The 20,821-nt window shown below is 71.2% G+C and carries 17 protein-coding genes; 2 read left to right on the top strand and 15 right to left on the bottom strand.

Annotation, left to right across the window (positions count from 1 at the left end; all coding sequences use genetic code 11):
- Nucleotides 1–46: 46 nt before the first annotated feature.
- Nucleotides 47–2,377 carry a 5-methyltetrahydropteroyltriglutamate--homocysteine S-methyltransferase gene (gene metE, locus QNO14_RS04500; protein ID WP_257507118.1) on the bottom strand — a complete coding sequence of 777 codons (2,331 nt, stop codon included), beginning with the start codon at nt 2,375–2,377 and terminating at the stop codon, nt 47–49.
- Nucleotides 2,374–3,333, bottom strand: coding sequence for a methylenetetrahydrofolate reductase (locus QNO14_RS04495; protein ID WP_257494926.1), 960 nt, complete (start codon nt 3,331–3,333; stop codon nt 2,374–2,376). Before QNO14_RS04495 ends, metE begins: the two co-directional genes overlap by 4 nt.
- A gap of 214 nt (nt 3,334–3,547) precedes the next feature.
- Between QNO14_RS04495 and QNO14_RS04490 the strand changes: the two genes are divergently transcribed.
- Entirely contained in the window at nt 3,548–5,467 is a 1,920-nt protein-coding gene (locus tag QNO14_RS04490; RefSeq protein WP_257507117.1) for a S9 family peptidase, read from the top strand.
- A 133-nt stretch (nt 5,468–5,600) separates the two neighbouring features.
- Here the strand turns inward: QNO14_RS04490 and hflX are convergent, their stop codons facing one another.
- The gene (gene hflX / locus QNO14_RS04485; RefSeq protein WP_257494928.1) at nt 5,601–7,154 is read right to left on the bottom strand and encodes a GTPase HflX; all 1,554 of its coding nucleotides are present in this window, start codon (nt 7,152–7,154) and stop codon (nt 5,601–5,603) included.
- A gap of 84 nt (nt 7,155–7,238) precedes the next feature.
- Between hflX and QNO14_RS04480 the strand changes: the two genes are divergently transcribed.
- Complete coding sequence (locus QNO14_RS04480; protein ID WP_257494929.1) at nt 7,239–7,880, top strand: class I SAM-dependent methyltransferase; 642 nt, start codon at nt 7,239–7,241, stop codon at nt 7,878–7,880.
- A 39-nt stretch (nt 7,881–7,919) separates the two neighbouring features.
- Here QNO14_RS04480 and dapF read toward each other — a convergent pair whose 3' ends face one another.
- The 12 genes from dapF to dapA all read right to left on the bottom strand — a co-directional run bounded on the left by dapF (nt 7,920) and on the right by dapA (nt 20,775).
- On the bottom strand, nt 7,920–8,795 hold the full coding sequence (gene dapF / locus QNO14_RS04475) for a diaminopimelate epimerase (protein ID WP_257507116.1): 876 nt from the start codon (nt 8,793–8,795) through the stop codon (nt 7,920–7,922).
- A gap of 9 nt (nt 8,796–8,804) precedes the next feature.
- Nucleotides 8,805–9,794: a tRNA (adenosine(37)-N6)-dimethylallyltransferase MiaA gene (gene miaA / locus QNO14_RS04470; RefSeq protein ID WP_257507115.1), complete on the bottom strand. Its 990-nt coding sequence runs from the start codon at nt 9,792–9,794 to the stop codon at nt 8,805–8,807.
- 5 nt (nt 9,795–9,799) lie between these two features.
- The gene (gene miaB / locus QNO14_RS04465; RefSeq protein WP_257494932.1) at nt 9,800–11,350 is read right to left on the bottom strand and encodes a tRNA (N6-isopentenyl adenosine(37)-C2)-methylthiotransferase MiaB; all 1,551 of its coding nucleotides are present in this window, start codon (nt 11,348–11,350) and stop codon (nt 9,800–9,802) included.
- Between the two features lie 102 nt (nt 11,351–11,452).
- Nucleotides 11,453–12,169 (bottom strand): regulatory protein RecX, encoded by a 717-nt coding sequence (locus tag QNO14_RS04460; protein WP_257494933.1) that lies wholly within the window; start codon nt 12,167–12,169, stop codon nt 11,453–11,455.
- A complete protein-coding gene (gene recA, locus QNO14_RS04455; protein WP_257507114.1) occupies nt 12,169–13,221 on the bottom strand; it encodes a recombinase RecA in 1,053 nt (350 codons plus the stop codon). The genes QNO14_RS04460 and recA overlap by 1 nt, the downstream gene beginning before the upstream one ends.
- A gap of 261 nt (nt 13,222–13,482) precedes the next feature.
- Entirely contained in the window at nt 13,483–13,707 is a 225-nt protein-coding gene (locus QNO14_RS04450; protein ID WP_257494935.1) for a DUF3046 domain-containing protein, read from the bottom strand.
- A gap of 9 nt (nt 13,708–13,716) precedes the next feature.
- Nucleotides 13,717–14,031 carry a helix-turn-helix domain-containing protein gene (locus QNO14_RS04445; RefSeq protein WP_257494936.1) on the bottom strand — a complete coding sequence of 105 codons (315 nt, stop codon included), beginning with the start codon at nt 14,029–14,031 and terminating at the stop codon, nt 13,717–13,719.
- 137 nt (nt 14,032–14,168) lie between these two features.
- Entirely contained in the window at nt 14,169–14,720 is a 552-nt protein-coding gene (locus QNO14_RS04440) for a CinA family protein (RefSeq protein ID WP_374114023.1), read from the bottom strand.
- The gene (gene pgsA / locus QNO14_RS04435; protein WP_257494937.1) at nt 14,717–15,295 is read right to left on the bottom strand and encodes a CDP-diacylglycerol--glycerol-3-phosphate 3-phosphatidyltransferase; all 579 of its coding nucleotides are present in this window, start codon (nt 15,293–15,295) and stop codon (nt 14,717–14,719) included. The genes QNO14_RS04440 and pgsA overlap by 4 nt, the downstream gene beginning before the upstream one ends.
- Nucleotides 15,296–15,320: 25 nt before the next feature.
- Complete coding sequence (locus QNO14_RS04430; RefSeq protein ID WP_257507113.1) at nt 15,321–17,966, bottom strand: DNA translocase FtsK; 2,646 nt, start codon at nt 17,964–17,966, stop codon at nt 15,321–15,323.
- A 155-nt stretch (nt 17,967–18,121) separates the two neighbouring features.
- On the bottom strand, nt 18,122–19,801 hold the full coding sequence (locus QNO14_RS04425; protein ID WP_257494939.1) for a ribonuclease J: 1,680 nt from the start codon (nt 19,799–19,801) through the stop codon (nt 18,122–18,124).
- Nucleotides 19,798–20,775 carry a 4-hydroxy-tetrahydrodipicolinate synthase gene (dapA, locus tag QNO14_RS04420; RefSeq protein WP_257494940.1) on the bottom strand — a complete coding sequence of 326 codons (978 nt, stop codon included), beginning with the start codon at nt 20,773–20,775 and terminating at the stop codon, nt 19,798–19,800. Before dapA ends, QNO14_RS04425 begins: the two co-directional genes overlap by 4 nt.
- Nucleotides 20,776–20,821 lie beyond the last annotated feature (46 nt).

The following is a 20,821-nucleotide window of genomic DNA, read 5'->3' as shown; positions in this document are numbered from 1 at the left end:
CTGCGCCGGTGGCGGTCAGAGCCGACGACCGCCCCGGCGGCTCCGGTCAGACGCGCGCGGCGACCTCCTCGCGCACGGCGTGTGCGGCCGCCACCAGATTCCCCAGCGAGCGCACCGTCTCGTCGTAGCCGCGGGTCTTGAGCCCGCAGTCCGGGTTGACCCACACCTGTCCGACGGGAAGCTCGTCGACCGCGCGCCGCAGCAGCGCCGCGATCTCGTCCGTCGACGGCACACGGGGAGAGTGGATGTCGTAGACGCCCGGCCCGACGCCGCGCGCGAAGCCCGAGTTGCGGATGTCGGCGATGACCTCGCCGCGGCTGCGGGCGGCCTCGATGGAGGTGACATCGGCGTCGAGCGCTGCGATCGCCTCGATGACGACCGCGAACTCCGAGTAGCAGAGGTGGGTGTGCACCTGGGTGGCCGGCGCGGCCCCGGCGGTGGCGAGCCGGAACGCCGCAACGGACCAGTCGAGGTAGGCCGCCTGGTCGGCCGTCTTGAGCGGCAGCAGCTCCCGCAGCGCCGGCTCGTCGACCTGCACGATGCGCAGGCCCGCGGCCTCGAGGTCGGCGATCTCGTCGCGCAGCGCCAGGGCGACCTGGTCGGCGGTCTCGGCGAGCGGCTGGTCGTCGCGTACGAACGACCACGCGAGAATCGTCACCGGTCCCGTCAGCATGCCCTTGACGTGCTTCGCGGTGAGCTTCTGCGCATACGCCGACCAGGCGACGGTGATGGGGGCCGGCCGCGCGACGTCACCCCAGAGGATCGACGGCCGCGTCGCCCGTGAGCCGTACGACTGCACCCACCCGTTGCGCGTCACCGCGAATCCGTCGAGGTTCTCGGCGAAGTACTGCACCATGTCGTTGCGCTCCGCCTCACCATGCACCAGCACGTCGAGCTCGAGCTGCTCCTGCAGCGCGATCACCTGCCGGATCTCGTCGCGGAGGAACTCCCGGTATTGCTCGCCGTCCAGACGCCCGGCGGCGTGCGCGGCGCGGGCGCGGCGGATCTCGGGGGTCTGCGGGAACGACCCGATGGTCGTCGTGGGGAGCACCGGAAGGCCCAGTGCCGCTGTCTGCGCCTGCTCGCGCTCGCGAGCCGGCACACGCCGGTAGTCGCCCGGGGTGAGCCCCCCTGCGCGCGAGCGGACCGCGCCATCGCGCACCCCCGGTGCCGACCGCCGGTCCGTCAGCGCCTGCGAAGCGGCCCGGAGGTCGTCGTCGATCGCCGCCCTGCCCTGCGAAAGGCCGCGCGCGAGGGCCACCACCTGACCGACCTTCTGATCGGCGAAGGCGAGCCACGACGCCAGGCGGGGATCGAGACCCGACTCGTCCGAGACGTCGTGCGGCACGTGCTGGAGCGACGTGGACGTGCCCGCGGCAACCGCCGCGGCGCCGAGGTTCCGCAGCGCCACGAGACGCTCCCACGCGGCATCCAGGTCGCCTCGCCAGACGTTGCGTCCGTCGATGATGCCGCCCACGAGGGTCTTGCCTTCCAATCCATCGACGGCCGGCGGCACGGCGCCCCGGTGCAGGTCGACCGCGATGGCCTCGATGGGAGCGGCGGCCAGTGCCGCCCACGCCGACGGCGAGAGCTGGGCGTAGCCGGCAGCGACCAGGATGGCGGGGCGGTCCGCCGCAGAGCCCAGCACCGTGTAGGCGCGTGCGGCCGCCTCGGCCAGGCGCTGCGGAGTCGTCGGCAGGCTCTCGCTCACAAGTGCGGGCTCGTCGAGCTGCACCCACTCCGCCCCGGCCGCACGCAGGGTCGCGAGGAGATCCCGGTACACCGGCAGCAGGTCCTCGAGGCGGCTGAGCGGGTCGAAGCCCTCGGGCGCGGCATCCGTCGCCTTCGCCAGCGCGAGCAGGGTGACCGGTCCCACGACGACGGGCCGCACGGTCACGCCGTCGGCCTTCGCCTCGGCGACCTGGCGGGCGAAGCGGTCCGTCGACAGCGCGAACGCCGTCTCCGGCCCGATCTCGGGCACGAGGTAGTGGTAGTTCGTGTCGAACCACTTGGTCATCTCGAGCGGCGGCCGGTCGCCGTCGCCGCGCGCCGCCGCGAAGTATGCCGAGAGTGGAATGCCTCCGTCGTCGTCGCGCAGGTCGGCGAACCGGGCGGGCAGAGCACCGACCGCAACGGCGGCGTCGAGCACCTGGTCGTAGAACGAGAAGCTCTCCGGCACGGCCGAGTCCACCCGCCCCAGCCCCAGTTCGACGAGCCGCGCGCGGGTGGCCCGCCGCAGGTCGGCAGCGGCGCTCTCGAGCCCCGCTTCGTCCAGGGACCCGGCCCAGTGGGCTTCGACGGCCCGCTTCAGCTCGCGGTCGCGCCCGATGCGGGGGTAGCCGAGGATCGTGCCGTCGGGGAACGTTGCGGTCGTCATGATGCGGTCTCCTTGTGTGGGGTGAGGATGCCGGCCTCGCCGAGGACGGCCAGGACGACGCGGTGGTCGTTGAAGGCATAGAGGTGCACGCCGGGCGCGCCATGCGCGACCACTTCGCTCGCCAGCCGCGCCGCGGCGGTCACGCCGATCTCGCGCTGGCCGGCTGCCGTCGGCTCGACCTCGAGGGCGATCGCCAGTTCGGCGGGCAGCTCCTCGCCCGTGAGCTCGAGCACCCTGCGGAGGCGCGCGGGTGAGGTGATGGGCATGATGCCGGGGAGGATCGGGATGGTCACACCGGCGGCCCGCGCCCGCTCGACGAAGGCGAGATAGACATCGGGGTGGAAGAACAGCTGGGTGATCGCCAGCGTCGCCCCCGCCGCCTGCTTCGCCAGGAGCGCATCGAGGTGCTGACCGGCGTGCCTCGAGCGGGGATGCCCCATCGGGAACGCCGCCACGGCGATCTGGGCGCGCGGACGGGACTGCACGCGTGCGGCGCCGGGAAGACCCGGGATCGCCGCCTCCGTGTAGGGGGCACGCTCCGCCTGCACACGATCGATCAGCTGCACCAGCTGCGCCGCGCTCTCGAGGTCGCCGAGGAACGTCTCGTCTTCGCCGACGCCCGCCGGCGGGTCGCCGCGGAGGGCGAGGAAGCTCGTGATGCCGGCGTCGAGGAACTCGCGGATGAGAGCCGTCGCGCCGGCGTAGGTGTTTCCGACGCACGTCAGGTGCGCGAGCGGCTCCACCGACGTCGTCCGCCGGATGTGTCGCAGCACCGCGAGGGAATCCCCTCCGGTCGACCCGCCGGCCCCGTAGGTGACCGAGAGAAAGCTCGGCCGCGCCTCGGCCAGCAGCCGGATCGTCTCGTGCAGCCCTTCCGCTGCCGCCGGTGATCGCGGCGGGTAGAGCTCGAACGAGAACGGCACCGACGGTGCGCTCGCCTCGGGCAGCAGGCTCATCTCGCCTCCTCAGGGTTCAGGGGACCCGGCCCATGCGGCCGCATCCACGCACACCGGGTGCGTTTCTCGCGGGCGGGTGCCGGGCTCGGCTGTCGCTCCTGCCCTGCCCCCGTGCGGGGCGAGGCGACGATGGGGCAACGGTAGCCAGGAGGCTCCCCCGGCGGCGGTCCTGTGACGGTCTGTGCCGTTGTGTGTCCCCGCGTAACGTGGGGGCATGGTCGACGTCCTCCCCTACGGTTCCTGGCCCTCTCCCCTCTCCGCCGCGGAGGTCGCCGCGGCATCGCCGCGGATCGAGGGGGCGGGGTTCGTCGGCGACGAGGTGTGGTGGGGTCAGACGGTGCCGAGCGAAGGCGGTCGCACCACCGTGCGCCGCCGCACCCCGGACGGTACGGCGTCGGATGTGCTCCCCGCGCCCTGGAACGCGCGGTCCCGCGTGCACGAGTACGGCGGCGGATCGTGGACGGCCTCGCCCGACGGCATCCTGTTCTTCGTCGAGAAGACCGACCAGCGGGTCTACGCCCTTCCTGTCGACGGCGAGCCCACCCCGCTCACCCCGGCCGCCGGCGACGTGCGCTTCGGCGGGCTGAGATGGCAGCACGGCACGCTCCTCGCCGTGCGCGAGGATCACACCCGCGGGCCGCGCCCGGTGCGCGACATCGTCGAGATCGCCACCGCGGGCGACGCGCGCGTGGTCCCGCTGGCGGGCGGCAGCGACTTCGTGGCCCAGCCGGCGCTCTCCCCGGACGGCCGCCACCTGGCCTGGGTCGCCTGGAACCACCCCGACATGCCGTGGGACCGCAGCCGGGTGATGGTCGCCCGGCGCGAGACGAACGGCGCGGCGCCCGTGAGCGCCGTGACCTCCGGCACTGCTTCGGCGCTGCAGCCGGAGTGGCAGGATGCCACGACGCTCGTCTACGCCGACGACGCCACGGGACGGTGGAACCTCTGGCGCACGGACCCGGCAGCGACCGCGGCGGCCGAGCCGGTGTCGCCCGCCGATGCCGACACCGGCGGACCGCTGTGGAGCCTCGGTCAGCGCTGGTTCGCCGTGCTCGAAGACGCACGCCTCGCGGCCGTGCGCACGAACGGCGACGACGAAGTGGTCGTCATCGACCCCGACGGCACCGCACGGCCGCTCGGGGTGCCACCGACCGCGGGGGTGTCGGTCGAGGACGCGGCCGGGACGCGCGTGCTGCTCACCGGGGCCGGCGCGACCCTGCCGTCCGGGCTGTGGCTGGTGGACGTCGACCGTCCGGCGGACGCGGTGCTGATCGCGGGCGGCGAAGCAGCGTGGGATGCCGAGTGGATGCCGCACCCCCGGCCGTTCACCGTCGACGGGCCGCTGGGCCCGGTGCACGCCTACGACTACCCGCCGACCAGCCCCGTCGCCGAAGCGCCTGAGGGCGAACTCCCGCCCTACGTCGTCTTCGTCCACGGCGGACCCACCGGCCAGGTGGCGGGTGCGGCATCCGGAAAGATCGCCTACCTCACGAGTCGCGGGATCGGCGTGCTCGACGTGAACTACGGCGGCTCGAGCGGATACGGCCGCGCCTACCGCGAGCGCCTGCGCGGCCAGTGGGGCGTCGCGGATGTCGCCGACGTGGCCGCCGCCGCTGCGGGGATCGCTGCCGAGGGCCGGGCGGATGCCGCACGCCTCGCGATCGCGGGCGGCTCGGCCGGGGGGTGGACCGTGCTGTCCTCGCTCGTCGGGACGGACGTGTTCGCCGCCGGGATCTCACGCTACGGCGTGGGTGATGCCCGCTCGCTCGCGGAGGACACCCACGACTTCGAGGCCCGCTACCTCGACGGGCTCATCGGGCCCCTTCCCGAGGCGGAAGCGGTCTACGTCGAGCGCTCGCCCCTCAGCCACCCGGAGCGGTTCCGCGTGCCGGTGCTGCTGCTGCAGGGCGCCGAGGACGAGGTGGTGCCGCCGTCGCAGTCCGAGGCCATCCGCGACGCCCTGGCCGCGCGCGGAGTGCCGCACGCGTACGTGCTGTACGAGGGCGAGGGGCACGGCTTCCGGCGTGGCGAGACGATCGCCAACGCACTGGAGTCGGAGCTGTCGTTCCTGGGACAGGTGTTCGGCTTCGAAACCCCCGGGGTGCCGACCCTGCAGCTGACCACCGCCGGCTGACCCGCGGGCGCGGCTGCCCCGGCGCGACCCAGCGCGCCGGCGCGCGCCGCGAGCACGCGCCGCCGCCCGGCGAGCACGCGCCACCCCGCGAGCACGCGCCACCGCCCGGCGAGCAACCCGCCGGGCAACGGACTCAGGCGTCGGTGCGGAACCGCTCCAGCTCAGCCGCCAGCCGCGGGGAGACGTGCGCGTGCAGCGCCGTGCCCTCCTCCTCGTGCGACTGGGTCAGGATGTGTCCCGTCTCGTGCGCGGCCGAGACGAGGTCGCCCCGGTCGTACGGCACGAGCGCGTGCACCTCCACGGCGGGAAGGGGGAGCGCCTCCTCCACGGCCACGCGCAGCTCGTCGATGCCCTCGCCCGTGCGCGACGACACGAAGAGCGCGTCGGGCTCGAGGCCGCGCAGCACCAGCCGGGTGTCCTCGTCCACGAGGTCGGCCTTGTTGAACACGACGATCTCGCGGATGTCGCGGGCACCGACGTCGCCGATCACGTCCCTCACCGTCGCGAGCTGGCTCGCGGGGTCGGGGTGCGCGGCATCCACGACGTGCACGATGACGTCGGACCCGGCCACCTCTTCCAGCGTCGAGCGGAACGCCTCGACGAGCTGGTGCGGCAGGTTGCGCACGAATCCCACGGTGTCGGTGAGGGTGTACACCCGGCCGTCCGCGGTCTCGGAGCGGCGCACCGTGGCATCCAGCGTCGCGAACAGCGCGTTCTCGACGAGCACACCGGCGCTGGTCAGCCGGTTGAGCAGGCTGGACTTGCCGGCGTTGGTGTACCCCGCGATGGCGACGGAGGGGATCGTGTTGCGCTTGCGCTCGGCGCGCTTGGCGTCGCGCGCGGGTGCGAAGTCGCGGATCTGGCGGCGCAGCAGCGCCATGCGGGTACGGATGCGGCGACGATCGAGCTCGATCTTCGTCTCACCGGGACCGCGGGATCCCATGCCCGCGCCGCCGGCGCCCACCTGGCCACCGGCCTGACGGCTCATCGAGTCGCCCCAGCCACGCAGACGCGGCAGCAGGTACTCCAGCTGCGCCAGTTCGACCTGCGCCTTGCCCTCACGGCTCTTCGCGTGCTGGCTGAAGATGTCGAGGATCACCGTCGTGCGGTCGATGACCTTCACCTTCACGACGTCCTCGAGCGCGCGCCGCTGGCTGGGCGCGAGCTCGGTGTCGGCGATGACGGTGTCGGCGCCGACCGACGCGACGATGTCCCGCAGCTCCTGGGCCTTGCCCCGACCCACGTACGTGGCCGGGTCCGGGTGCGGACGCCGCTGCAGCACGCCGTCGAGCACGACAGCGCCGGCGGTCTCGGCCAGCGCCGCGAGTTCACGCAGCGAGTTCTCGGCGTCCTCCTGCGATCCCTGCGGGTACACGCCCACGAGCACGACGTTCTCGAGCCGCAGCTGACGGTACTCGACCTCGGTGACGTCCTCGAGCTCGGTGGAGAGCCCTGGCACGCGCCGCAGCGCCGCGCGCTCTTCGCGGTCCCACTGGTCGCCGTCGCTGTCGCCGTAGGCGGTCGACTCGTCCTGCAGCGCCTGCGCTGCGCCCAGCGGGTGGTTCTCTCCACGCTCGCCGAACGTCGTGACCTTCACGCCCGAGCGCAGCTCTGCGCGCGCCAGCACCCGATCCACCGGGTCGACCGGCGTCGAGTCGGCGTTGTCGGGGATGGTGGTGTCTGTCATGTATTCCTTTCGGGATGCCACTGACCGCGGCATCCTCAAACTCTAGCTTTCCGCCCTGCGGGTGGCCTCCGCTACGCTCGCAGGATGGGGAACGATCACTACTTCAGTGCGTCCCCGTCCAGTCCCGATGATCTCCGCCGCATCCGTGTGACCCTCGCAGGCCGCGCCGTCGAGGTCACGACGGCGGGCGGGGTATTCAGCCCGGATCATGTGGATTCCGGAACGGCGGTACTGCTGGCGAACACTCCACCGCCTCCGCCCGGTGGACATCTGCTCGACCTCGGCTGCGGCTGGGGTCCGATCTCCCTGTCGCTGGCCATGGACGCTCCCCACGCGACGGTGTGGGCCGTCGACGTGAACGAGCGGGCACTCGATCTCGTGCGCCGCAACGCGGAGGCGTTGGGGCTCTCCAACATCAACGCCGTGCTGCCCGACGATGTTCCCTCCGGCGTCTCCTTCCGCTCGATCCGCTCGAATCCGCCCATCAGGGTCGGCAAGAGCGTGCTGCACGGCATGCTGCAGCATTGGATCCCCCGCCTGTCCGAGCGCAGCGACGCCTGGCTGGTCGTGCAGCGCAACCTCGGCTCGGATTCGCTGCAGCGGTGGCTGGATGCCACGTTCGCCGACGGCTACAGCGTGCACCGGGCTGCCACGGCGCGCGGCTTCCGCGTCATTCGCGTACGCCGGCACGGCTCCCCCGCCACGGCGGAGATCACGCTGCCCTGAACCGCGCCCGCGCCCGCGCCCGCGCAGGGCACGCCGCGGTCAGGCCAGCGCCACCTCGCCGGTGAAGACCAGGGTCGCCGGTCCCGACAGCAGCACGTGCTCGCCGTCGTCCTCCGTGCGCACGCGGACTCCGAGCCTGCCGCCGGGAACGTCCACCTGCCAGGCGTCCGGCGCGGCAGGCCCCGCCCAATGCCGCACCGCGAGAGCCGCGGCGGCGACCCCGGTGCCGCAGCTGAGGGTCTCCCCCACGCCGCGTTCGAACACGCGCATGGTGATCGCGCCGACGCCGCCGCTCACGAGCGGATCGGCCGGGACGACGAACTCGATGTTGGCACCGTGGCGAGGCGCGGGGTCGAGCACCGGCTGCACGGTGAGGTCGAGGCCTTCGAGCTCGCGCTGCGCGGGGAGGGCGACGACGACGTGGGGATTGCCGACGTCGATCCCCTGGCCGGGGCGGGCGACGTCGAGGCCTCGGGCGCGCACGAGCACGTCGTCTTCCTCGGTGCGCCAGACGCCCAGATCCACCTCGAATCCGTCCACCGACCGGGTGACCCGCTTCACGCCGGCACGCGTGCCGATGTCGAGGTGGCCGCCATCGGCAAGCGCGGCAAGGCCGGTGTCCACGAGGTACCGCGCGAACACCCGCACGCCGTTGCCGCACATCTCGGCGGCCGAGCCGTCGGCGTTGCGGTAGTCCATGAACCACTCCGCGCCGGATGCCGCAGCGTCGTGGCCCGCCTCGATCGCCGCGGAGCGCACGACGCGCAGAATGCCGTCGCCGCCGATGCCGAACCGGCGGTCGCAGAGGATGGCGACCTGGTCGTCGCTGAGGTCCAGGGCCCCGTCGGGGTCGGCGACGATCACGAAGTCGTTGCCGGTGCCGTGGCCTTTGGTGAACGGGAGGGTCTGCGGCATCCGTCCAGTCTACGGTCGGGGTTCGGCTCTCCGACCTTCCGCGGCGTCGAGTCCCGCTGCGTCCGCGGCGGCGGAACGCCAGCTGCCCAGAAGCGGGGCCGCCGAGGCGCCGGGTGCGACCCACGTGACGTCGGGGTACCGCTTGAACCACGAGACCTGGCGCCGCGCGTAACGGCGGGTGAGCGCCTGCGTCTCGGCCACGGCGTCGACGTGCGGCATCCGCCCGTCCAATTCCGCCAGTGCCTGGGCGTAGCCGATCGCGCGACGCGCGGTGACCCCGTCCTCGAGGCCGTCGGCGCGCAGGCGAGCCACCTCGTCGACGAGTCCGGCGGCCCACATCCGTTCGACCCGGGCGTCGAGGCGGGCGACGAGTTCGTCGCGGGGCATGCTCACCCCGAGGATCGTCGTGGGCTCGTGCCACAGCTGGGGTGCGTCCGGGAGGGCAGCGCCATGGGTCGCCTCGCCGAGCTCGAGCACTTCGAGCGCCCGCACGATGCGTCGGCCGTTGCGCGGGTCGACCCGTTCCGCCGTCGCCGGGTCGAGCTCGCGCAGTCGCGTGTACAGCGCTCCGGGCCCTTCGGCCTCGAGCGCGGCCTCCAGGCGCGCGCGCACCGCTTCATCGCGCGGCGGGAAGCGGAAGTCGAACAGCACGCTGGAGACGTAGAGCCCCGACCCGCCGACGAGGATCGCGTCCGCGCCGCGGTCGTGGATTTCGCGGATCGTCGTGCGCGCGAGGTCCTGGTACCAGGCCACGGCTGCCTCGTCGGCGGGCCGCAGGACGTCGAACAGGTGGTGCGGGATGCCGCGCCGCTCGGACTCGGGCAGCTTCGCGGTGCCGATGTCCATGCCGCGGTACAGCTGCATGGCGTCGGCGTTCACGATCTCGGCCGGATGCCCCCGGGCGTCGAGGGCTTCGGCGAGGTCGAGGGAGAGCGTGGTCTTGCCGGTGCCGGTGGCGCCGACGACAGCCCACAGGCGCGGTGCAGCCGCCGTGTTCACCGGGTTCAGACGCCGATGCGCAGCGACGGCAGCCCGAGCGACACCGCGCGGGGCGCACCGGAGTCGCCTGCGGGAGCAGGCACCCCACACGACTCGGCCTGCGAGCGATCCCAGGCGTCACCCGCACGCGTGCGCCGGATGCGCAGGGGCGCACCGTCCGGGGCGTCCGCAAGCAGGTGGAAGGGCGCCGCATGCGTCACGACTGCGGTCACCACGTCGCCCGGACGCGGGAGCGCCGAGCCGGCGGGCACTTCGAAGTGCACGAGCCGGTTGTCCTCTGCGCGACCGGTCAGCCGGTGCGTCGCGGCATCTTTCTTGCCCTCACCTGTCGACACCAGCACCTGCAGCTCGCGGCCGACCTGCTTCTGGTTCTCTTCGAGGCTGATGCGGTCCTGCAGCGCGAGCAGGCGCTCGTAGCGCTCCTGCACGATGTGCTTCGGCACCTGGCCGGGCATGGTCGCTGCGGGGGTGCCCTCGCGGATCGAGTACTGGAAGGTGAACGCGCTCGCGAAGCGCGCCGCCTCGACGACCCGCAGGGTGTCTTCGAAGTCGGCGTCGGTCTCTCCGGGGAACCCGACGATGATGTCGGTCGAGATCGCGGCGTGCGGGATGCGCTCGCGCACGCGGTCGAGAATGCCGAGGAAGCGCGACGACCGGTACGAGCGGCGCATCGCCTTGAGGATACTGTCGCTGCCGGATTGCAGCGGCATGTGCAGCTGCGGCATGACGGCGGGGGTCTCGGCCATCGCCGCGATGACGTCGTCGGTGAAGGCCGCGGGGTGAGGACTGGTGAACCGGATGCGCTCGAGCCCCGGGATCTCGCCCGCCGCCCGCAGCAGCTTGCCGAACGCCTGACGGTCGCCGAATTCGACGCCGTAGGAGTTGACGTTCTGCCCGAGCAGGGTGACCTCGATCGCACCGTCGTCGACGAGCAGCCGGATCTCGTTCAGGATGTCGCCCGGCCGGCGGTCCTTCTCCTTGCCCCGCAGGCTCGGGACGATGCAGAACGTGCAGGTGTTGTTGCAGCCCACGGAGATGGACACCCAGCCGCTGTGCACCGAGTCGCGCTTCGTGGGAAGCGTCGAGGGGAAGACCTCGAGGGATTCGAGGATCTCGAGCTCCGCTTCGCCGTTGTGCCGTGCGCGTTCGAGCAGGCTCGGCAGCGACCCCATGTTGTGCGTGCCGAAGACGACGTCGACCCACGGCGCCTTGCGCTGCACCGTCTCCTTGTCCATCTGCGCCAAGCAGCCGCCGACGGCGATCTGCATGCCCTCGTGATTGTCCTTGCGGGACTTCAGATGCCCCAGGGTGCCGTACAGCTTGCCGGCGGCGTTGTCGCGCACGGCGCAGGTGTTGATGACGACCACGTCGGCCTCGGTGCCGGCGTCGGCGCGCACGTAGCCGGCGCTTTCGAGCGAACCGGAGAGTCGCTCGGAGTCGTGCACGTTCATCTGGCATCCGAAGGTGCGCACCTCATAGGTGCGGGGCCGACCGTCGGCGGTGTGCGCGGCGAACGACGGCGCGATGAGCGTGGGCGAAGCGGACGGAGAGGTCATGATGTGCCCATTCTAGATTCCGTTGGCTGCACGTCGACCGGAGTGGACGAAGCGCCGAGTCTGCGGGACCCGGCGCTTCGTCCGTTGCGTGCATCGGGGGCGTCAGCGGAAGCGCACGCCACCGCCCGTGCGGCTCTCCGCCAGGGCGGTGCGCGCGGCTGACGCGGCGACCGAGCCCGCATAGCCGCGCCGGGACAGCTGCCCCATCAAGCGACGCATCGCGGTCTCCTGGTCGACACTCTCGAGCTGACGTGCCTTCGTGCGAGCGAACTCGAGGGCTCGCTCCGCCTCGTCGTCGGGCTGTTCCGCCAGTGCCTCTTCGGCGACGTCGCGAGGGATGCCGCGCGATGAGAGCGTCTGCGCGATCGCCCGCTGGCCCTGACCCTTGCGTTGCGTGCCGGCGTGGATGAGCTGTTCGGCCAGCCGCGCGTCGTCGAGATAGCCCAGCCGCTCGAACGAGGCGAGCAGAGTCTCGACCTCGTCGGGCAGCAGCTCGCGCTCGACGGCGGCGGCGCGGGCTTCGGCGACGGAGAGCTGGCGGGCGCGGAGCTTCTTCAGCAGCACCCGTTCGGCCGCGGCCACGCGGTCCGCGCGCTCCTCGTCGGTTTCCTCGGCCAGGACCGGGTCGAGGCCCGCATCCCAGGTGGACCGCCATTGCGCGACGTCGCCCCGCACCGGCTCCACCGTCGCGGTTCCGGCGCCGGCGCCCCGCGTGGGCTCCGGCGCGGGTGCGGACCGGCGTCCGCCGAACAGCGGGATGACGGGGGCGATCCCTTCGGCGTCCTCCGGGACGCCCCCGTCGCTCTCGAACCGGACCATCAGGCCGGGCGGCGTGCCGCGAGCTCGTCGGACGCCGGCTCCTCGACGACCTTCGGCTGGCCGATGCCCAGCTTCTGCTTGATCTTCGTCTCGATGTCGTTGGCGATGTCGGGGTTGCGCAGCAGGAAGTTGCGGGCGTTCTCCTTGCCCTGGCCCAGCTGGTCGCCCTCGTACGTGTACCAGGCGCCGGACTTCTTCACGAGCGCGTGCTCGACACCGAAGTCGATGAGACTGCCTTCGCGGGAGATGCCGGTGCCGTAGAGGATGTCGAACTCCGCCTGCTTGAACGGCGGCGCCATCTTGTTCTTGACGACCTTCACACGCGTGCGGTTACCCACCGCGTCGGTGCCGTCCTTCAGCGTCTCGATGCGACGGATGTCGAGACGGACAGACGCGTAGAACTTCAGCGCCTTACCGCCGGCGGTGGTCTCGGGCGAACCGAAGAACACGCCGATCTTCTCGCGCAGCTGGTTGATGAAGATCATCGTGGTGTTGGTCTGGCTGAGCCCACCGGTGAGCTTGCGCAGCGCCTGCGACATCAGACGCGCCTGCAGGCCGACGTGGGAGTCGCCCATCTCGCCTTCGATCTCGGCCTTGGGTACGAGGGCTGCGACCGAGTCGATGACCACCAGGTCGACGGCCCCGGAGCGCACCAGCATGTCGGCGATCTCGAGCGCCTGCTCCCCCGTGTCGGGCTGCGACACGAGCAGCTGGTCGATGTCGACGCCGAGCTTCTGCGCGTAGTCGGGGTCGAGCGCGTGCTCGGCGTCGATGAACGCGGCGATACCGCCGGCGCGCTGCGCGTTGGCGATGGCGTGCAGGGTCAGGGTCGTCTTACCCGACGACTCCGGACCGTAGATCTCGATGATGCGACCACGGGGCAGTCCGCCCACGCCGAGGGCGACGTCGAGGGCGATGGAGCCGGTGGGGATGACAGCCACGGGCGCGCGCTCGTCGCTGCCCAGTCGCATGACCGAGCCCTTTCCGAACTGCCGGTCGATCTGGGCGAGGGCCGATTCAAGGGCCTTCTCGCGGTCAGCGGGTGAGGGCATGACGTGCTCTTTTCTGCTCGCGGTCGGTCGCCTGTAGGCTGACGCGCTCTGCCCGGGTGGGCTGGATGCTGCGACAAGGCGTGTGGTGTGCGATGACGGGTTCCACGCTACGGAGGGCCTCCGACATTGGGTCGGCCGCCTCCCGTGATCGGGGATGACTCGCTCTCGACACCGTCTGTGCAGGAGCCTACGCTCCTATCGAACACACCTTCGACGACACGCCGCACCGCTTCGTTCGAACGTGCGAATGCAGCGGACGGATCAGCGTCGGCGCGGGTCCATGCGTCCCACGCCGTAGCGCCGGGCGACGGGCACATCGGCTTCTTCGCAGAGCGCCGCCCACACCTCGCGCGCGGCGACCCCGGCATCGAGCGCCTCACGGGCGGTCAGACCGCCGGCGCCCGACAAGGCGAGGTCGGCGACCAGAGAGGCGCCTCGCGAGCCGAACTCGTCCACGACGGCGCGATCGAACTCGCTGCGGCGCATCGGGGGACGTCAGCGCAGCGACAGCGCGGGCCCGGCGTCCACCGATGCCACGAGGTCGTCCGGGACGACGTCGGGGAAGGTGTGCAGGCCTTCGAGCACGGAGATCCGGTCGCCCACTTCGCGCATGATCGACGAGATGGGCACATCGAGCGCATCGGCCACCGCCGCGAGGATCTCGCTCGAGGCCTCTTTCTGACCACGCTCGACTTCGCTGAGGTAGCCCAGCGCGACACTGGCGCGACCCGCAACCTGACGGAGGGTGCGCCCCTTCTGCAGACGGAAGTCACGCAGGACTTCCCCGATCTCTTGACGAACCAGGATCATTTCGGGCCCCCTCTCGCTTTCGATTCCCGTTGGGTGCAACACAGTACAACGACCAGAGCTGTCAATATAATCCCGCTTGTTGTGCGTGTGGTGAGAATCCGACTGCAGTAACGCACGGCCTGCGGGATCTGTTCCCGCTACAGCGCATCGAGCGCCAACGAGACGGCGTGAACGGCTGCGGCGTTGCGGATCTGCTCGCGGTCGCCCTGGAGAACCAGGGATTCCACCCGGGATCCGAGCGAGGTGGACACCGCCACGTGCACGGTGCCGACCGGCTGCCCGTCCGGCGAGTCGGGGCCGGCGATGCCGGTGGTGGCGATGCCGATGTCGGCGGGAAGGCCAGCCGCCCCGACGGCGTTGCGCACACCGCGCGCCATCTGGCGGGCCACGCGCTCGTGCACCGGCCCGTGCGCTTCGAGCAGCAGCGCATCCACGCCGAGGAGCGACTGCTTGAGGTCTGTCGCGTAGGCGACGATGCCGCCGCGGACGACGGCGGACGCCCCGGGCACCGCGACGAGCGACGAGATCACCAGGCCACCCGTGAGCGACTCGGCCACGCCGACCGTCCAGCCGAGCTCGCGCAGGCGCTCCACGAGCAGCTCGGCCTGGCTGCGGCGTCCCCCCGAGACGAGGGTCTGCTCCGCGTCGTCGGGCAGGTCGGGATCGGGAGCGGAGCGGAACGGGCTCACGAGGCCGCCCCGCGTCGTGCGCGCCGTGAGCCGCGCACCTCCGCGACGATGTAGTCGATTCCGCTGGCGACGGTGAGCAGCACGGCGATGGTCATGGTCACGAGGTTGACCCAGTGGATCCACTCCCCCACCACCGTCCACAGCGGAAGCAGTGCGAGCGACAGCGCGACGGCCTGGGCGACGGTCTTGAGCTTGCCCATCCACGCCGCCGCCACCACGTGGTCGCTGGCCACGATCAGACGGTGCACGGTGACGCCGACCTCGCGCACCAGCACCACGACGGTGACCCACCAGGGCAGTTCGGCGAGGATCGAAAGCCCGACGAACGCGCAGCCGGTGAGCGCCTTGTCGGCGATCGGGTCGAGCAGCTTGCCGAGATCCGTGACGATGTCGTGCTTGCGGGCCAGATAGCCGTCGATCCCGTCGGTGGCGATGGCCACGATGAACAGCACCGCAGCCCACCATCGCAGCGCGCCGTCGGCACCGCCATCGGCCAGCAGCATCCACAGGAAGACCGGCGCGCACAGGATGCGCGCGATCGTGATCGCATTGGGGAGCTGCCTCGGGATCGCCACGAATCGAGCCTAGTTGCTCTGCGGGTCAGCGCCCGGTCAGGCCCCAGGCATCCTCGTCGTCGGAGCTCTCCTCCACGACCTCATACCCGGCGAACTGCTCCTCGACGGGGTCCTCCTCCTCGGGGACCTCCTCGCCGCGCAGTCGAGCGAGCACCCCCGGCAGCTGCTCCGCGGTCACGAGCACGTCGCGCGCTTTGGACCCCTCGGAGGCGCCGACGATCTCGCGCGACTCCAGCAGATCCATCAAACGCCCGGCCTTGGCGAACCCGACGCGGAGCTTGCGCTGCAGCATGGAGGTCGAACCGAACTGCGTCGACACGACGAGCTCGGCGGCCGCGAGGAGCAACTCGAGGTCGTCCCCGATGTCGGCGTCGACCTCCTTCTTCTCCGCCACCGCGGCGACGTCCTTGCGATACTCCGGACGCGCCTGCTGCGTGACGTGCTTGACGACCTTCTCGATCTCGCTCTCACTCACCCAGGCGCCCTGCACGCGCAGGGCCTTGGAGGTGCCCATCGGGCTGAAGAGGGCATCGCCCTGGCCGATCAGGCGATCGGCGCCCGGCTGATCGAGGATGACGCGCGAGTCGGTGACGCTCGTCACGGCGAACGCCAGGCGCGAGGGGACGTTGGCCTTGATGAGACCGGTGACGACGTCGACCGACGGACGCTGCGTGGCGAGCACCAGGTGGATGCCGCTGGCGCGCGCGAGCTGCGTGATGCGGACGATGGAGTCCTCGACGTCGCGCGGGGCGACCATCATGAGGTCCGCCAGCTCGTCGACGACGACGAGCAGGTACGGGTAGGGCTTCAGGACGCGTTCGCTGCCGGCGGGCAGCTGCACCTCGCCGGCGACGACGGCGCGGTTGAAGTCGTCGATGTGGCGATAGCCGAACGACGCGAGGTCGTCGTACCGCATGTCCATCTCCTTCACGACCCACTGCAGCGCCTCGGCCGCCTTCTTGGGGTTCGTGATGATCGGCGTGATGAGGTGCGGCACGCCGGCGTACGACGTGAGCTCGACGCGCTTCGGGTCGATCAGCACCATGCGCACCTCGCTGGGCTTGGCGCGCATGAGCAGGCTCGTGATCATCGAGTTGACGAAGCTCGACTTTCCGGAACCCGTGGAGCCCGCCACAAGCAGGTGGGGCATCTTGGCGAGGTTGGCCACGACGTAGCCGCCGCCGACGTCCTTGCCCACGCCGATCGTCATCGGGTGCACGGAGTTGGTCGCGGCGGACGAACGCAGCACGTCGCCGAGCGTGACGATCTCGCGGTCGGTGTTGGGGATCTCCACGCCGATCGCGCTCTTGCCGGGGATGGGGGCGAGGATGCGCACCTCGTTCGACGCGACGGCGTAGGCGATGTTGTTGGTCAGAGCGGTGATGCGCTCGACCTTCACGCCCGACCCGAGGGCGATCTCGTACTGCGTGACTGTCGGACCCCGCGAGAACCCCGTGACGCGCGCGTCGACGGAGAACTGCTCGAACACGCTCGTGATCGCGCGCACCATGGCGTCGTTGGCTTCGGACCGCGCCTTCGGCGGCGTGCCGGCGGCCAGCGCGGCCGTCGAGGGCAGGCGATAGGTCGCAGACGGCGGCAGGCCGTCGCCGTCGCCTCCGAGGCCGGACATGCCGGGCAGCTCGCCGTCGCCCTGCGCCTCGGTGGCGTCTTCGCGGATGCCGGTGTCGGAGCGCCGACTGCCCTTGCGCACCGCGTCGGTCACATCGGGGTGGATGACTTCCGTCGCGGCATCCTGCGTCGGAAGAGGCGGCGGGGGCAGGGGTGGCGCGATCGCCTGGTCGAATCCGCCGGTGTCGCCCTGGGGGGACAGCAGCGCGGTGAGGTCCTGCGATCCGATCCCGTCGTCGGGATCCTCCTCGCGACCGGACTTGTTCCGTCGCCACCAGGGCAGCGCGTCGTCATCGTCGCCGGTGGACTCCGCCGCGGGCGCTGCAGCGGGCTTCTCGACCCGCTCGGTGCCGAACATCCAGGCGTAGAGGTCGCCGAGGCGGTGCCCGATGCGGTTGGGCGGCGTCTTGGTGATGATGAGCACGCTGAGCAGCGCCAGCAGCCCGAGCACGATGCACGCGCCGATCTCGGTCAGGTACGACAGCGGCTCGCCGACCATCCAGCCGAAGAGGCCTCCCGCCGTGCTGAGCGACGGCAGGAGTTCGCTCGGCTGCGGTCGTCCACCCAGCACGTGGCAGAACCCCGCGATGGTGAGGACGAGGAGCCCGAAGCCGATGCCGATGCGCCCGTTGTCGTGCACCGACGACGGATGCCGGAAGAGCCAGCCCGCCAGCAGCAGCAGCAGGACCGGAAGGATGAACGCCTCACGCCCGATGAGAGCCCCGGCGGTGTAGGCGCTGATCGTGGCGGCGACCTCGGTGCCGATGAAGAACCACTCGACCACGGAGCCCGCGATCGCCATGAGCACGAGAAGGAACGGGAAGCCGTCGCGGCGCTGGTCCTTCTCGAGCGTCTCGGGACCGAACGCCCGGAACAGCCCGCCGGTGGCGTGGGCGAGCCCCATCCAGGCGCGCACGACGACGGGGGGCTTCTCGGACTCATCCACGTAGCGCTTGGGCGCGGGGGCCGGCTTGCGGGCGCGCGAAGACGACCCTTTCGCGGGCGCGCGGCCGCTCGTGGTCGAACTGCTGCTCCTGGCCATCCCTCCACGCTACGTCGGGACCACCGACATTGCCCGGAACGACGCGGCCTTCGCTCGGCCCGGCGCGGCCCGCGGACCACTGCGACACCGCACCCCACGAACGCAGAACGCCCGCGGACCGCACCAGGCGGCCCGCGGGCGTCGGAAGCAGGCGGTTACGCCTCGATCACGAGCGGCACGATCATCGGACGGCGACGCAGACGCTGGTTGACCCAGCGGCCGATCGTGCGACGGACGACCTGCGAGAGGGCGTGCGAGTCGCGCACGCCCGACTTCGACGCCTCGGCGAGTGCGGCCGCGATCTTGGGCTTCACATCGTCGAACACCGAGTCGTCCTCGGCGAAGCCGCGGGCGTGGATCTCGGGGCCGGTGATCACGGCGCCGGTGGCGGCATCCACCACGACGATGACGGAGATGAACCCCTCCTCGCCGAGGATGCGGCGGTCCTTGAGGTCGGCATCGGTGATCTCACCGACCGTCGAGCCGTCGACGTACACGAAGCCGATGTCGAGCTGGCCGACCACCGTGGCCACGCCGTCCTTGAGGTCGACGACCGTGCCGTTCTCGCCGAGGATGGTGCGCTCGGCCGGCACGCCGGTGTCCTGTGCGAGCTTGGCGTTCGCCATCAGGTGGCGGTACTCGCCGTGCACGGGCAGCACGTTCTTCGGCTTCAGGATGTTGTAGCAGTAGAGCAGCTCGCCGGCGGCGGCGTGCCCCGAGACGTGCACCTTCGCGTTGCCCTTGTGCACCACGTTCGCGCCGAGCTTGGTGAGCCCGTCGATGACGCGGTAGACGGCGTTCTCGTTGCCGGGGATGAGGCTGGATGCCAGGATCACGGTGTCACCGGGACCCGGCTCGATCGCGTGGTCGAGGTTGGCCATGCGGCTGAGCACCGCCATCGGCTCACCCTGCGAGCCGGTCGACATGTAGACGATCTTGTCGTCGGGCAGGTCCTGGGCCTTCTTGTAGTCGATCAGCACGCCCTCGGGGACGGTGAGGTAGCCGAGGTCGGCGGCGATCGTCATGTTGCGCAGCATGCTGCGGCCGAGAAGCGCGACGCGGCGGCCGTTGGAGTGGGCGGCATCGAGCACCTGCTGCACACGGTGCACGTGGCTCGAGAAGCTGGCGACGATCACGCGACGCGGCGCCTTGGCGATGACCTGGTCGAGCACGGGCCCGATCGAACGCTCCAGCGGGGTGAACCCCGGCACGTCGGCGTTCGTGGAGTCGACGAGGAAGAGGTCCACGCCCTGCTCGCCCAGTCGGCCGAAGGCGCGCAGGTCGGTGAGGCGGCCGTCCAGCGGCAGCTGATCCATCTTGAAGTCGCCGGTCACGAGCGCCATGCCGGCGGGCGTGTGGATGGCGACGGCGAGCGCGTCGGGGATGGAGTGGTTGACCGCCACGAACTCCAGGTCGAACGGGCCGACCTGCTCCTTCTGGCCCTCTCGCACGGTGAGCGAGTAGGGCTTGATCCGGTGCTCTTTCAGCTTCGCCTCGACGAGGGCAAGGGTGAGCCCCGAGCCGATCAGGGGGATGTCGCGCTTGAGACGCAGCAGGTACGGCACGGCGCCGATGTGGTCCTCGTGACCGTGCGTCAGCACGACGCCGACGATGTCGTCGAGGCGGTGCTTGATCGGTTCGAAGTCCGGCAGGATCAGGTCGACCCCCGGCTGGTGCTCCTCGGGGAACAGCACGCCGCAGTCGACGACGAGGAGCTTCCCCTCGTATTCGAAGACGGTCATGTTGCGCCCGATCTCCCCGAGGCCGCCGAGTGGCGTGACGCGGAGGGTTTCGGGGGCGAGGGTGGGGGGCGAGGTGATCTCGTGGGGACTCATCGTGTCGTGCCGTGAACCTTCGGGAGTGCGCCGCCAGCTGCCGCGTTGCGGTCGGGGCGGAAATTGGAGAAATCAGCGCCGACGACGTCGGTCACCAGGGAAAGCTCGTCCTCGATCATCGCGGCCTCCCACTCCTCCGGCCCCACGAGGGGCAGGCGGACGCGGGGGCTGGAGATGCGACCGAGGCCGTGCAGGATGTACTTCGCGCTCACCGTGCCCGGTACGTGCGTCATGACTGCGCGCACGAGGGGCTCCAGCTGCTTGTGAGCCGCCGTGGCCGCGGCGAGGTCGCCCCGGTTCACGGCGTCGACGATGACCCGATAGGGTGCGGCCGCGATGTTCGCGGTCACCCCGATCAAGCCGGTGGCGCCGATCGCGAGGTGCGGAAGCGCGTTCGCGTCGTCGCCTGAGAAGTACATCAGGTCGGTTTGGTTGAGCACCCGGCTGACCTCGCTGAAGTCGCCCTTGGCGTCTTTGACCGCGAGGATGTTCGGATGCTTGGCGAGACGGAGGATCGTCTCGTACTTGATGGGCACCCCGGTGCGGCCGGGGATGTCGTAGAGGATGACCGGCAGGTCGGTCGCGTCGGCGACGAGACGGAAGTGCGTGAGGATGCCGGCCTGCGTGGGCTTGTTGTAGTACGGCGTGACGATCATGATGCCGTCGGCGCCGGCCTTCTCGCTCGCCTTGTAGAGCTCGATGGCGTGGGCGGTCTCGTTCGAGCCGCCGCCCGTGATGATCTTGGCGCGGCCGGCCGCGACGTCCTTGCCGACCTCGACGAGACGGATCTTCTCGGGGTCGGTGAGGGTGCTCGTCTCCCCCGTGGTGCCGGTGACGACGATGCCATCGGCCCCGGCGGTGATGACGTCGTCCATGTGCTTCTCGACGGCGGGCCAGTCCACCTCACCGTCGGCGGTCATCGGTGTGACCAGCGCGACGAGGACCTGTCCGAAGGGGTTGGCCTGATGCGTCATGTTCCCAGGGTATCGGTTCACCGGGACGCTCCCGATAGTGTCGCGC

The organism is Microbacterium sp. zg-Y625 (assembly GCF_030246925.1).
Classification (GTDB): domain Bacteria; phylum Actinomycetota; class Actinomycetes; order Actinomycetales; family Microbacteriaceae; genus Microbacterium; species Microbacterium jiangjiandongii.
This window is presented reverse-complemented; position numbering and strand designations above follow the sequence as displayed.

What these genes read in the sequence shown, in the direction of transcription:
- hflX (WP_257494928.1), bottom strand. Translation starts at nt 7,154, where the DNA reads ATGACAGACACCACCATCCCCGACAACGCCGACTCGACGCCGGTCGAC.
- dapA (WP_257494940.1), bottom strand. Translation starts at nt 20,775, where the DNA reads ATGACGCATCAGGCCAACCCCTTCGGACAGGTCCTCGTCGCGCTGGTC.
- QNO14_RS04425 (WP_257494939.1), bottom strand. Translation starts at nt 19,801, where the DNA reads ATGAGTCCCCACGAGATCACCTCGCCCCCCACCCTCGCCCCCGAAACC.
- dapF (WP_257507116.1), bottom strand. Translation starts at nt 8,795, where the DNA reads ATGCCGCAGACCCTCCCGTTCACCAAAGGCCACGGCACCGGCAACGAC.
- QNO14_RS04490 (WP_257507117.1), top strand. Translation starts at nt 3,548, where the DNA reads ATGGTCGACGTCCTCCCCTACGGTTCCTGGCCCTCTCCCCTCTCCGCC.
- QNO14_RS04480 (WP_257494929.1), top strand. Translation starts at nt 7,239, where the DNA reads ATGGGGAACGATCACTACTTCAGTGCGTCCCCGTCCAGTCCCGATGAT.
- QNO14_RS04460 (WP_257494933.1), bottom strand. Translation starts at nt 12,169, where the DNA reads ATGGTCCGGTTCGAGAGCGACGGGGGCGTCCCGGAGGACGCCGAAGGG.
- QNO14_RS04445 (WP_257494936.1), bottom strand. Translation starts at nt 14,031, where the DNA reads ATGATCCTGGTTCGTCAAGAGATCGGGGAAGTCCTGCGTGACTTCCGT.
- QNO14_RS04430 (WP_257507113.1), bottom strand. Translation starts at nt 17,966, where the DNA reads ATGGCCAGGAGCAGCAGTTCGACCACGAGCGGCCGCGCGCCCGCGAAA.
- recA (WP_257507114.1), bottom strand. Translation starts at nt 13,221, where the DNA reads ATGCCCTCACCCGCTGACCGCGAGAAGGCCCTTGAATCGGCCCTCGCC.
- QNO14_RS04495 (WP_257494926.1), bottom strand. Translation starts at nt 3,333, where the DNA reads ATGAGCCTGCTGCCCGAGGCGAGCGCACCGTCGGTGCCGTTCTCGTTC.
- QNO14_RS04450 (WP_257494935.1), bottom strand. Translation starts at nt 13,707, where the DNA reads ATGCGCCGCAGCGAGTTCGATCGCGCCGTCGTGGACGAGTTCGGCTCG.
- metE (WP_257507118.1), bottom strand. Translation starts at nt 2,377, where the DNA reads ATGACGACCGCAACGTTCCCCGACGGCACGATCCTCGGCTACCCCCGC.
- miaB (WP_257494932.1), bottom strand. Translation starts at nt 11,350, where the DNA reads ATGACCTCTCCGTCCGCTTCGCCCACGCTCATCGCGCCGTCGTTCGCC.